The following is an 11,232-nucleotide window of genomic DNA, read 5'->3' as shown; positions in this document are numbered from 1 at the left end:
ACCCCACCCCACCCCCCCCCACCCCACCTCACCCCCCGCCCCGATCCCCCGCGTGGTGGGCCTCACGTTCTCCGGGGGCCGCGGGCCCGTAACCTGTCTGCGTGGCAGAACCAGTCCGGACCCCGACCGCGAAAGTCGCCCTCTCCACCGCCTCGGTCTACCCGGAGTCGACCGCGACGGCCTTCGAGATCGCCGCGCGCCTCGGGTACGACGGCGTCGAGGTCATGGTCTGGACGGATCCGGTCAGTCAGGACGTCGACGCCCTGCGGCGGCTGTCCGACCACCACCAGGTGCCGATCCTGGCCGTGCACGCGCCCTGCCTGCTCATCACGCAGCGCGTGTGGTCCACGGATCCGTGGACCAAGCTCCAGCGGGCCCAGGCCGCGGCCGAGCGGCTCGGGGCGTCGACCGTCGTCGTGCACCCGCCCTTCCGCTGGCAGCGCCAGTACTCCCGCGACTTCGTCACCGGCATCTGGCGGATGGCGGACGAGACCGACGTGCGGTTCGCCGTCGAGAACATGTACCCCTGGCGCTACCGCGACCGCGAGATGCTCGCGTACGCGCCCGAGTGGGACGTCACCAAGGACGACTACCGGCACTTCACCGTCGACCTGTCGCACACGGCGACCGCGCGGACGGACGCCACCGCGATGATCGACCGGATGGGCGACCGGCTCGCGCACGTCCACCTCGCCGACGGGAACGGCTCGGCCAAGGACGAGCACCTGGTCCCCGGCCGCGGCACACAGCCCTGCGCCGAACTGCTGGAGCGCCTCGCCCGGACCTCCTTCGACGGGCACGTGGTGATCGAGGTCAACACCCGGCGCGCCATGTCCTCCGCCGAGCGGGAGGCCGACCTCGCCGAGGCCCTGGCCTTCACCCGCCTGCACCTCGCCACCGCCGCCCGGCCCCGCCCCCGGGCCCGCCGCCCGTGACCGGGCCCGCGAAGCCGCGCCGCCGCGGCCCCGGCCGGCCCCGCCAGGACGAGGCAGGGGAGGGCCCCGGCACCCAGGAGCGGATCCGGCTCGCCGCCCGCGAGGTGTTCGCGGAGCGCGGCTACGACAAGACCTCGGTGCGCGGCATCGCCAAGGTGGCGGGCGTGGACCCGGCGCTGGTCCACCACTACTTCGGCAGCAAGGACGAGCTGTTCGCCGAGGCCATCGAGGTCAGCATGGAGCCCGCCCTGGTGGTTCCGGCGATCCTGGGCGAGGGCCCGGACGGCATCGGGGAGCGGCTGGCCAGGTACTTCCTGGGGATCTGGGAGAACCCGGTCAGCCGGGCGCCCCTGCTGGCCGTCATGCGGTCGGCGCTCACCCACGAGGCCGCCGCGAAGGTGCTGCGCGGGCTGGTGCTGCGCCGGGTCCTGGAGCGGGTCGCCGCCGATCTGAAGGTGCCCGACCCGACCTTCCGCGCCGAGCTGGCCGCCTCACACATGGTCGGCATCGCGATCCTGCGGTACGTCGTCCAGGTGGAGCCCCTCGCGTCGGCGGACCCGGAGGCGATCGTCGCCATGGTGGCCCCGACGCTCCAGCGCTACCTGACGGAGGAGTGACCGCAGGCTGACCCTCGCGTCCCGGCATCCGGACTCGCCGTCCGCATCCCGGGCGGCAAGCGGTAGCCTCGTAAACAGATTCCTGTCTACAGTCGCGGCCGCGTACGGCGCAGCCGCACCCCTGGGGAGTGAACCCGATGCCCGAGCTCCGGTCCCGCACCGTCACCCACGGCCGCAACATGGCGGGTGCACGCGCCCTTATGCGTGCGTCGGGCGTAGCGAGCGAGGACATCGGCAAGCCGATCATCGCGGTCGCCAACTCCTTCACCGAGTTCGTCCCCGGCCACACGCACCTGGCGCCCGTCGGCCGGATCGTCTCCGACGCCATCCGCGCGGCCGGTGCGATCCCGCGCGAGTTCAACACGATCGCCGTCGACGACGGCATCGCGATGGGGCACGGCGGCATGCTGTACTCGCTGCCCTCGCGCGACCTGATCGCGGACTCCGTGGAGTACATGGTCGAGGCGCACTGCGCGGACGCGCTGATCTGCATCTCCAACTGCGACAAGATCACCCCCGGCATGCTGATGGCCGCGATGCGCCTCAACATCCCGGTCGTCTTCGTCTCGGGCGGTCCGATGGAGGCCGGGCAGGCCATCCTCGTCGACGGCACGGTCCGCAAGCTCGACCTGATCGACGCCATGGTCGACGCCGCCAACGAGAACGTCTCCGACGAGGACGTGCTGCGCATCGAGGAGAACGCCTGCCCCACGTGCGGTTCGTGTTCGGGCATGTTCACCGCCAACTCGATGAACTGCCTGGCCGAGGCCATCGGCCTCGCCCTCCCCGGCAACGGCTCGGTCCTCGCCACCCACACCGCCCGCCGCGCCCTGTACGAGGACGCCGGCCGTACGGTCGTGGAGATCACCAAGCGCTACTACGAGGACGGCGACGAGTCGGTCCTGCCGCGCAACATCGCCAGCCGCGAAGCCTTCGAGAACGCCATGGCCCTCGACATCGCGATGGGCGGCTCGACGAACACCATCCTGCACCTGCTGGCCGCGGCGCAGGAAGCCGGTCTGGACTACGACCTCACCGACATCGACGAGGTCTCCCGCCGCGTCCCGTGCCTGTCCAAGGTCGCGCCGAACGTGGCGCCCGGCGGCACCTACTACATGGAGGACATCCACCGCGCCGGCGGCATCCCCGCCATCCTCGGCGAGCTGCACCGCGGCGGACTGCTGAACAAGAACGTCACGAGCGTCCACTCCGAGGGCCTGGACGACTGGCTCGCCCGCTGGGACGCCCGCTCCGGCACCGCCAGTGAGACGGCGATGGAGCTGTGGCACGCGGCCCCCGGCTGCAAGCGTTCCGCGAGCGCCTTCTCCCAGTCCGAGCGCTGGGACACCCTCGACCTCGACGCCGAGGGCGGCTGCATCCGCTCGGTGCAGCACGCGTACTCCAAGGACGGCGGCCTCGCCGTGCTGCGCGGCAACATCGCCGTCGACGGCTGCGTGGTGAAGACCGCCGGTGTCGACGAGTCGATCTGGACCTTCGAGGGCCCGGCCGTGGTCTGCGAGTCGCAGGACGAGGCCGTCGACAAGATCCTCCGCAAGGAGATCAAGGCGGGCGACGTGGTCGTCATCCGCTACGAGGGCCCGCGCGGCGGTCCGGGCATGCAGGAGATGCTCTACCCGACCTCCTTCCTCAAGGGCCGCGGCCTCGGCAAGGTCTGCGCCCTGGTGACGGACGGCCGCTTCTCCGGCGGCACCTCGGGCCTGTCCATCGGCCACGCCTCCCCGGAGGCGGCGTCGGGCGGCGACATCGCGGTGGTCCAGGACGGCGACCGGATCCGCATCGACATCCCGAACCGCTCCATCGAGCTGCTCGTCTCCGAGGAGGAGCTCGCTGCGCGCCACGCGGCGCTCGGCGGGGTGTACGCGCCGAAGGACCGCGAGCGCAAGGTCTCCGCGGCCCTGCGCGCCTACGCGGCGATGGCCACCAGCGCCGACAAGGGCGCCGTGCGTGACGTGAGCCGTCTGTACTGACGTACCGACCTCCGCTGAGCATGCTGCGGCCCCGCCCGGATCCCCCGGGCGGGGCCGCAGCGTTCACCAGCCGGCGGGGTCCGTCGCGTCCACGGAGAAGACCGAGCCGTCGGGTGCGCTGCCGAAGACGCGCCCGCCGCCGACCACGGGCGCGGGGACCGTCGCCGTGTAGGTGCCCTGGCCGTTGCCCATCCGGGGGTCCGTCTGCCCGGTGAGGCGTCCGGCCGCGGCGTCCACCGCGATCAGCCGGCCGTCCGCCGCCATCAGGTACACCTGCCCGTCGGCGACGACCGGCCGGGACGCCGTGGCCACGGCCGTCTCCAGCCGCCACGCCTCCCGCTCCGGGCCGACCGCGGCCAGCGCACCGGAGACGCCGATCAGGTAGGCCACCCCGTCGGGCCCCACCGCCGCCTCCGCCTGCAACTGCTCGACCGACAGGGCTGTGCGCCGGACCGCCCGCGTCCCGAGGTCGATGCGTACGACGGCGCCCGTCATCCCCTGCAGATCGGCTGCGAGCAGGTGCAGGCTGCCCTGGGCGACGCCGACCGGCCGGAGCATCCCCGGTGCGCGCAGCTGCCAGCGCACCGTGCCGGTGGCCGGGTCGACCGCCGAGACCTGCGAGGAGGTGCCGTCGTCGGCGCGCGTCGACACGTAGAGGTCCTGGCCGCCGTCCGGCTGCCCGGGCGCCGTGAACCAGACGGACCCCAGCCGGCCCAGGCGTTTGGTCCAGCCGGCCTGGCCGGTCGCCGTGTCGAGGGCGGTGACGTTCCCGTCCGACGTCGCGACCAGCACCTTCGCGCCCGCCGCCAGGACCTGGGCGTCCTGCGGGACGGCCTTCTTCCAGCGCACGGCGCCGGCCGCCGGGTCCAGGGCCTGGAGCAGCCCGGTGCCGGGGCCCGTGGCGAGGACGAGTCCGCCGCTCGTGACGGGTACGACGGTGGTGGCGCCCGCGGTACGGGCACCCGAGCCCGGTGCGGGCACGGACCAGCTCACGCCCCCGTCGGCCTCCTCCAGCCGGGCCGCGACCAGCCCCGGCGCCGAGCAGTAGAGGGCCGCGGACGCCCAGGAGCAGGCCGGCACCGCCTTCCCGGACCCGGCGTCGTGCAGCGAGGCCGACCAGGGCGCGGGGGCCGAGGGCTTGGCCCCGGCGGCCGGGCCGAGCTGCTGCGCGGCCCCGCCCGCGGGGTCGGCGCCCGGCCGGAAGTGCGCGTAGGCCCCGACGGCCCCGCCGGTCAGCAGCAGCCCGAGCCCCAGGGCCAGGGCGGTCCGCCGCGGCGCCCGACGCCGGGCCTTCGCGGGCGCGGGCGGCCGTACCCGCCGGTGCGTGAGCTCGTCCCCGGAGGCGGCAGCGGCCCGGCCGCGCGCCGAGAGGGGGCCGCGCGGCTGCGGTATGAACGCCCGGGTGTCCTCACCGGTCGGGTACGCGGCGGCGCGCAGCTCGCCGAGCAGGGCGTCGGGGGTGGGCCGGTCGGCGGGTTCCTTCGCGAGGCAGCGGGTGAGGACGGGCACGAGCGCGGCCGGCACCCCCGTCAGGTCGGGCTCGTTGTGCACGACCTGGTAGGCGACGAGGTAGTGGCTCTCGGAGTCGAAGGGTCCGCGTCCGGTCAGCGCGTGCACCAGGACGGCTCCCATCGCGAACACGTCCGCGGCCGGCCCGACCTCCCGCGGCCGCTGGAACTGCTCGGGCGCCATGAAGGGCGGTGTCCCGATCAGCTTCCCGGTCTCGGTGCGCAGGTCGCTGTCGAGCGGCCGCGAGATCCCGAAGTCGATGACCCGCACCCCGTCGGGCGCCATCAGTACGTTGCTGGGTTTCAGGTCCCGGTGCACCACACCGGCCCGGTGGATGTCCCGGAGCGCCTCGGCCAGCCCGGCGCCCAGGCGCGTCGCCTCGGTCTCGTCGAGCGGCCGTTCCCGTACGCGCTCGGCGAGCGTCGGGGCGTCGATGAACAGGGTGGCCATCCAGGGCCGTTCGGCCAGCGGGTCCGCGTCCACGACCGGCGCGGTGAAGGCACCGCTGACCCGTCGTGCGGCGGCGACCTCCTGCCGGAACCGGGCCCGGAACTCGGGATCGACCGCGTGCTGTGCGTGGACGACCTTGACGGCGAGGCGCAGCCCGGACGCGGAGGTGGCCAGATGCACCACCCCCATGCCGCCGGAGCCCAGCACGGATTCCAGCCGGTACTGCCCGGCGTACTCCGGAAATCCGGCCCGTTCCGCGCGCAGTGAATGCACTGCCGACCACCCCCGCCGGAGCCTAGTCGATGGCGCATATGAAGAGGTATGGGCCTGCTACCCTGCGCGAGTTGCAGAGCGTCATGCTCCAAAAGGGGGGATTGTGCATGTCGGTTGAGGGAGAGCTGGACCAGGTCCAGGACGTCCAGAGCCTTGCCGCGGAATCCGGCTTCAAGAGCTACCCGGTCGCGCCCGGGGTCCAGCTCAAGGTCCGCAGCGGCCCGGGCACCGGTTACTCGGTGGTGAGCGTCCTGCCGCTCGGCGCGTCGGTCACGATCCGCTGCCAGTGCGAGGGCACCACCATCTCGGGCCCGTACGGGACGACGAACCTGTGGGACTGCGTCGGCAACGGCCAGTTCGTCTCGGACGCCTACGTGAAGACGGGCAGCGACGGCTACGTGGCCGCCCACTGCGGCTAGGCGTCTGCGGCGGCCGCGGGCGTCACCGTTCTGACACGTGAGACACGCCCCGGCCCGGCCGGTCCGGCGGGGGATAATCGCTGATGTGAGCGACGACCAGCGAGACCAGACCCCCGCCGAGCCGGCCCCGGCGGCCCCCGCCGGGCCCGAGCCCGAGCCGATCCGCTTCTTCGGGACGACCTGGCTGCGCCGCGACGGCCACTACATGCTGCGCCGCGTCGGCGCCGCTCTCGGATCCCTGCTCGGGGCCACGGCCAGCGCCTACCTGCTGCGCTTCGCCTACGAGGGCATGGAGATCGGCAACGTCGGCCCGTTCCTCAGCATCTCCGTGGTCGTCCTCTTCGCGATCGCCAGCTCCATCGCCTTCGCCAAGACCTGGGAGTCCTTCAGCCGCCGCCCCGCCCCGTCCTCGGACGAGGCCGCCCTCAAGGGCCTCAAGGCGATCGGTTTCATCGGCTCCCTCATCGCGTACTTCATCCGCTGCTTCTTCGAGGCCCCGGGCGAGGACCTGCGCCGCGCCGAGTACGAGCGCGCCCGCGCCGAATTCGCCCGCCGCCGCAGCTCCCGTACGGGCAACCCGGCCGCGCGGCGCCCCAAGCGCAAGAAGTAACCACCGGCCCTCAGTCCTTCCTGTTGACGCCCCGGCACCGCCAGGAGCATTATTCATCACATGATGAATAACCAGGCCGACGGGCCCCCGTCACCCGGCCCGGCCGCCGTGCACGCCCAGGACCTGACCGTCCGCCGCGGCACCGGCCGCACCCCGCGCACCGTCATCGACTCCATCGCCTTCGACGTCCCCCGCGGCCGCATCACCGGCCTCCTCGGCCCCTCCGGCTGCGGCAAGTCCACCCTCATGCGCGCCGTGGTCGGCAGCCAGTCCCACGTCACCGGCACCCTCGACGTCCTCGGCCGCCCCTCCGGCCACCCCGAGCTCCGCTCCCGCATCGGCTACGTCACCCAGGCTCCCTCCGTCTACGACGACCTCACCGTCCGGCAGAACCTCGACTACTTCGCCGCCGTCCTCGACCCCGGCCGCGCCGCCGCCGACCGCCGCGCCGAAGCCGTCACCCGCGCCATCACCGACGTCGACCTCACCACCCGCGCCGACGCCCTCGCCGGAAACCTCTCCGGCGGCCAGCGCAGCCGCGTCTCCCTCGCCGTCGCCCTCCTCGGCACCCCCGACCTGCTGGTCCTCGACGAACCCACCGTCGGCCTCGACCCCGTACTGCGCCGCGACCTGTGGAACCTCTTCCACCGGATCACGGCCACCCGCGGCGCCACGATCCTCGTCTCCTCCCACGTCATGGACGAGGCCGAGCGCTGCCACGAACTGCTCCTCATGCGCGAGGGCCGCATCCTCGCCCAGGACACCCCCGACGCACTGCGCACCCGTACCCACTGCGCCACCGTCGAGGAGGGCTTCCTCCGCCTCGTCGACGAGGCCGCAGCAACCGCCACGACCGCCACGACCGCAGCAACCGCCAGGGAGCAGAGCCGATGAACGCCGCCCCGCCGCCCTCCGCCACCGCGCCCGCGCCGCGCTCCGCGCCGCCCTCCGCCTTCAGCGCCGCCCGCACCACCGCCACCGCGGCCCGCGTCCTGCGCCAGCTCCGGCACGACCCGCGCTCCATCGCGCTGATGCTCCTGGTCCCCGTACTGATGCTGACCCTGCTCCGCTTCGTCTTCGACGGCAGCGCCCGGACCTTCGACAGCATCGGGGCCTCGCTCCTCGGGATCTTCCCCCTCATCACGATGTTCCTGGTGACCTCCATCGCCACCCTGCGCGAACGCACCTCCGGCACCCTTGAGCGCCTCCTCGCCATGCCCCTGGGCAAGGCCGACCTCATCGCCGGATACGCCCTCGCCTTCGGCGTCGTGGCCGTCTTCCAGTCCCTGCTCGCCACCGGCCTCGCCCTGTGGGTGCTGGGCCTCGACGTGGTCGGCTCCCCCTGGCTGCTGCTGCTCGTCGCCCTCCTCGACGCCCTCCTCGGCACCGCCCTCGGCCTCTTCGTCTCCGCCTTCGCGGCCTCCGAGTTCCAGGCCGTCCAGTTCATGCCGGCCGTGATCTTCCCCCAGCTGCTGCTCTGCGGCCTCTTCGCGGCCCGCGACACCATGCACCCCGTCCTCGAAGCCGTCTCGGACGTCCTGCCCATGTCCTACGCCGTCGACGGCATGACCGAGGTCCTCACCCACACCGACATGACCGCCACCTTCGTCCGCGACGCCCTGATCGTCGCCGGATGCGCCCTGCTCGTCCTCGCCCTCGGCGCGGCCACCCTCCGCCGCCGCACGCCCTGACCCACCGCCTGACCACGGAGCGGACGGTCCGCCCCCCGCGCACCGCGCGGGTGCAAGGATGAGCCCGTACGTCCTTACGTTCGTTCGGCGAGGTGGATCGGGCATGACCCAGACAGTCGCAGTCCTCGGTACCGGCAAGATCGGCGAAGCCCTGCTCAGCGGGATGATCCGCGGCGGCTGGCCGGCCTCGAAGCTCCTCGTCACCGCCCGCCGCCCGGAACGCGCCGAGGAGCTCCGCACCCGTTACGGCGTCGAGGCCGTCAGCAACGCCGAGGCCGCCAAGCGCGCCGACACCCTCATCCTCACGGTCAAGCCGCAGGACATGGGCAAGCTCCTGGAGGAGCTCGCCCCGCACGTCCCCGCCGACCGCCTGGTCATCAGCGGCGCCGCCGGCATCCCGACCTCCTTCTTCGAGGAGCGGCTCGCCACCGGCACCCCCGTCGTCCGCGTCATGACGAACACCCCCGCCCTCGTCGACGAGGCCATGTCCGTCATCTCGGCCGGCAGCCACGCCACCGCCGCGCACCTCCTGCACACCGAGGAGATCTTCGGCGGCGTCGGCAAGACCCTGCGCGTCCCGGAGTCCCAGCAGGACGCGGCCACCGCCCTCTCCGGCTCCGGACCCGCCTACTTCTACTTCCTCGTCGAGGCCATGACCGACGCGGGCATCCTCCTCGGCCTGCCCCGCGCCCAGGCCCACGACCTGATCGTCCAGGCCGCCATCGGCGCCGCCGTCATGCTCCGCGACAGCGGCGAGCACCCGGTCAAGCTCCGCGAGGCCGTCACCTCCCCGGCCGGTACGACGATCAACGCCATCGTCGAGCTGGAGAAGCACGGCGTACGGGCCGCCCTGATCGCCGCCCTCGAAGCCGCCCGCGACCGTAGCCGCGAACTCGCCTCCGGCAACAGCTGACCCACCAGGGCCCGGGGCCCGCGGATACGAGCCGCGGTCACGGTCCGCGGGTACGGTCCGCGGCTACGGTCCGCGGGTAGGGGCCCCGCCCGAGCGGGCGCCCGTACCCGGCAGGTCCCGTCAGGGCGCGAGCAGCCCGATGGCCTCGTGGGCCCGGTCCACGAGGGGCCGCGCCAGCGCCCGCGCCCGTCCGGCTCCCTCGCGCAGCACCTTCTCCACCGCCCCGGGATCGGCGGCGAGCTCCGCGTGCCGCTCCCGTACGGGCCGCAGCAGCTCCACCACGGCGTCGGCGACGTCCCGCTTGAGCGCCCCGTAGCCGCTGTAGCCCCCGGCGAGCGCCGCGGGATCGCCGCCGGTGCAGGCGGCCAGCAGGTCGAGGAGGTTCGCGACCCCCGGCCGGGCCTGCCGGTCGTAGACGACCCCGCCGTCCCCCGTGTCCGTGACGGCCCGCATCACCTTCTTGGTGACGACCTCCGGTTCGTCGAGCAGGTAGACGATGCCGGCCCCGTTCTCGTGGGACTTCCCCATCTTCGAGGTCGGCTCCTGGAGGTCCATGACCCGCGCCGCGACCTTCGGATGCGTCGCCTTCGGCACGGTGAAGGTGTGCCCGTAGCGCTGGTTGAAGCGCACGGCCAGATCGCGGGTCAGCTCGACGTGCTGGCGCTGGTCCTCACCGACCGGCACCTCCTGGGCCCCGTACGCCAGGATGTCGGCGGCCATCAGCACGGGATAGGTGAGCAGCGAGAGCCGTACGCCCTCGCCGGCCCCCTGGGCCCTCGCCGCCTTCTCCTTGTACTGGATCATCCGCCGCAGCTCCCCGTCGGAAGCGGTGCACTCCAGCAGGTACGCCAGTCGCGTGTGCTCGTCGACGTGGCTCTGGACGAACAGCGTGCAGCGCTGTGGATCGAGCCCGGCGGCGAGCAGCAGCGTCGCCGCCTGCCGGGTGAGCCTTCGTACGCGGGCCGGATCGTGCTCGACGGTCAGCGCGTGCAGGTCCACCACGCAGAACAGGGCCTCGTCCGGCTCCTGGTCGGAGGCGACCCACTGCCGGACGGCGCCCAGGTAGTTGCCCAGGGTCAGATGCCCGCTCGGCTTGATCCCGCTGAAGATCCTCGTCATGTCCTGCTCTCCCGTGTGTGAGTGGTGCCGGTGCCGTCGCGCCGGGCGGCCGGGCCACTCCCCGGGAGGGGAGAAACGAGAACGGCCGCCGAGGCGGCGGCCGTGGAGCGCATGCGTGCTCGCGCAGAAGGTCAGCCGCCGTCAGGCGGCCCACCAACGAAGGTCGAGCATGAGCGCATGCGCAGTCATGGGCTCAGGGTAGACGGGGAGGGATGAGGACGGGGTGAAGTTCACGTACGTGCCGCCTGCCGGTCAGCCAGGGGTTGACACAGGTGTGCCCGGTCCGTAAGGTTCTTCGAGTTGTCCGAAGTGAGCGCCGACCCCGGTCGGTCCCCGGACAGCCATCCCGCACCTACACATTCGAACGAACGACGCACTTTGTCGTCTCGTTTTCATGCGTATTTGCGAATGAGGAATCCGTGTCCGCAGGACGCGGCCGCCGATTAGGTTCGGCGGCCGGGAATCCGCTACTGTCTCACTCGCCGCAAGGGCCCAACAGCCCGGATGGCAAACCCCGCTGACTGGGGGTCAGGCCCGAAAGGATCTGATAGAGTCGGACTCGCCGGAAAGGGAAACGCGAAAGCGGAAACCTGGAAAGCGAAACCCGCCTCGACCGGGAATCGGACACGAAAGAGTCTGATAGAGTCGGAAACGAAGAACGAAGCCCGGAGGAAAGCCCGAGAGGGTGAGTACAAAGGAAGCGTCCGT

The 11,232-nt window shown here is 72.7% G+C and carries 10 protein-coding genes; 8 read left to right on the top strand and 2 right to left on the bottom strand.

From position 1 onward, the window contains the following. Window positions 1-101 precede the first annotated feature (101 nt). The 3 genes from IO30_RS0128675 to ilvD all read left to right on the top strand — a co-directional run bounded on the left by IO30_RS0128675 (window position 102) and on the right by ilvD (window position 3,540). On the top strand, window positions 102-935 hold the full coding sequence (locus IO30_RS0128675; RefSeq protein ID WP_031147674.1) for a sugar phosphate isomerase/epimerase family protein: 834 nt from the start codon (window positions 102-104) through the stop codon (window positions 933-935). Further along, window positions 932-1,552 (top strand): TetR/AcrR family transcriptional regulator, encoded by a 621-nt coding sequence (locus tag IO30_RS0128670; RefSeq protein WP_031147672.1) that lies wholly within the window; start codon window positions 932-934, stop codon window positions 1,550-1,552. Before IO30_RS0128675 ends, IO30_RS0128670 begins: the two co-directional genes overlap by 4 nt. Window positions 1,553-1,689: 137 nt before the next feature. Further along, the gene (gene ilvD, locus IO30_RS0128665; RefSeq protein WP_031147670.1) at window positions 1,690-3,540 is read left to right on the top strand and encodes a dihydroxy-acid dehydratase; all 1,851 of its coding nucleotides are present in this window, start codon (window positions 1,690-1,692) and stop codon (window positions 3,538-3,540) included. A gap of 63 nt (window positions 3,541-3,603) precedes the next feature. Here the strand turns inward: ilvD and IO30_RS0128660 are convergent, their stop codons facing one another. Further along, the gene (locus IO30_RS0128660; RefSeq protein WP_031147668.1) at window positions 3,604-5,772 is read right to left on the bottom strand and encodes a serine/threonine-protein kinase; all 2,169 of its coding nucleotides are present in this window, start codon (window positions 5,770-5,772) and stop codon (window positions 3,604-3,606) included. A gap of 107 nt (window positions 5,773-5,879) precedes the next feature. Between IO30_RS0128660 and IO30_RS0128655 the strand changes: the two genes are divergently transcribed. The 5 genes from IO30_RS0128655 (at window position 5,880) to proC (ending at window position 9,405) form a co-directional block, all read left to right on the top strand. After that, complete coding sequence (locus IO30_RS0128655) at window positions 5,880-6,191, top strand: peptidase (RefSeq protein WP_031147666.1); 312 nt, start codon at window positions 5,880-5,882, stop codon at window positions 6,189-6,191. Window positions 6,192-6,276: 85 nt separating this feature from the next. Next, entirely contained in the window at window positions 6,277-6,801 is a 525-nt protein-coding gene (locus tag IO30_RS0128650) for a hypothetical protein (RefSeq protein WP_031147664.1), read from the top strand. 60 nt (window positions 6,802-6,861) lie between these two features. Next, the gene (locus IO30_RS0128645) at window positions 6,862-7,695 is read left to right on the top strand and encodes an ABC transporter ATP-binding protein (RefSeq protein ID WP_031147662.1); all 834 of its coding nucleotides are present in this window, start codon (window positions 6,862-6,864) and stop codon (window positions 7,693-7,695) included. Then, on the top strand, window positions 7,692-8,492 hold the full coding sequence (locus IO30_RS0128640; protein WP_031147661.1) for an ABC transporter permease: 801 nt from the start codon (window positions 7,692-7,694) through the stop codon (window positions 8,490-8,492). The genes IO30_RS0128645 and IO30_RS0128640 overlap by 4 nt, the downstream gene beginning before the upstream one ends. Window positions 8,493-8,595: 103 nt before the next feature. Continuing rightward, window positions 8,596-9,405: a pyrroline-5-carboxylate reductase gene (gene proC, locus IO30_RS0128635; RefSeq protein WP_031147659.1), complete on the top strand. Its 810-nt coding sequence runs from the start codon at window positions 8,596-8,598 to the stop codon at window positions 9,403-9,405. A gap of 120 nt (window positions 9,406-9,525) precedes the next feature. Here the strand turns inward: proC and trpS are convergent, their stop codons facing one another. Then, on the bottom strand, window positions 9,526-10,524 hold the full coding sequence (gene trpS, locus IO30_RS0128630) for a tryptophan--tRNA ligase (RefSeq protein WP_031147657.1): 999 nt from the start codon (window positions 10,522-10,524) through the stop codon (window positions 9,526-9,528). Window positions 10,525-11,232: the final 708 nt, after the last annotated feature.

It is taken from the genome of Streptomyces xanthophaeus (assembly GCF_000725805.1).
Lineage (GTDB): Bacteria > Actinomycetota > Actinomycetes > Streptomycetales > Streptomycetaceae > Streptomyces > Streptomyces xanthophaeus.
This window is presented reverse-complemented; position numbering and strand designations above follow the sequence as displayed.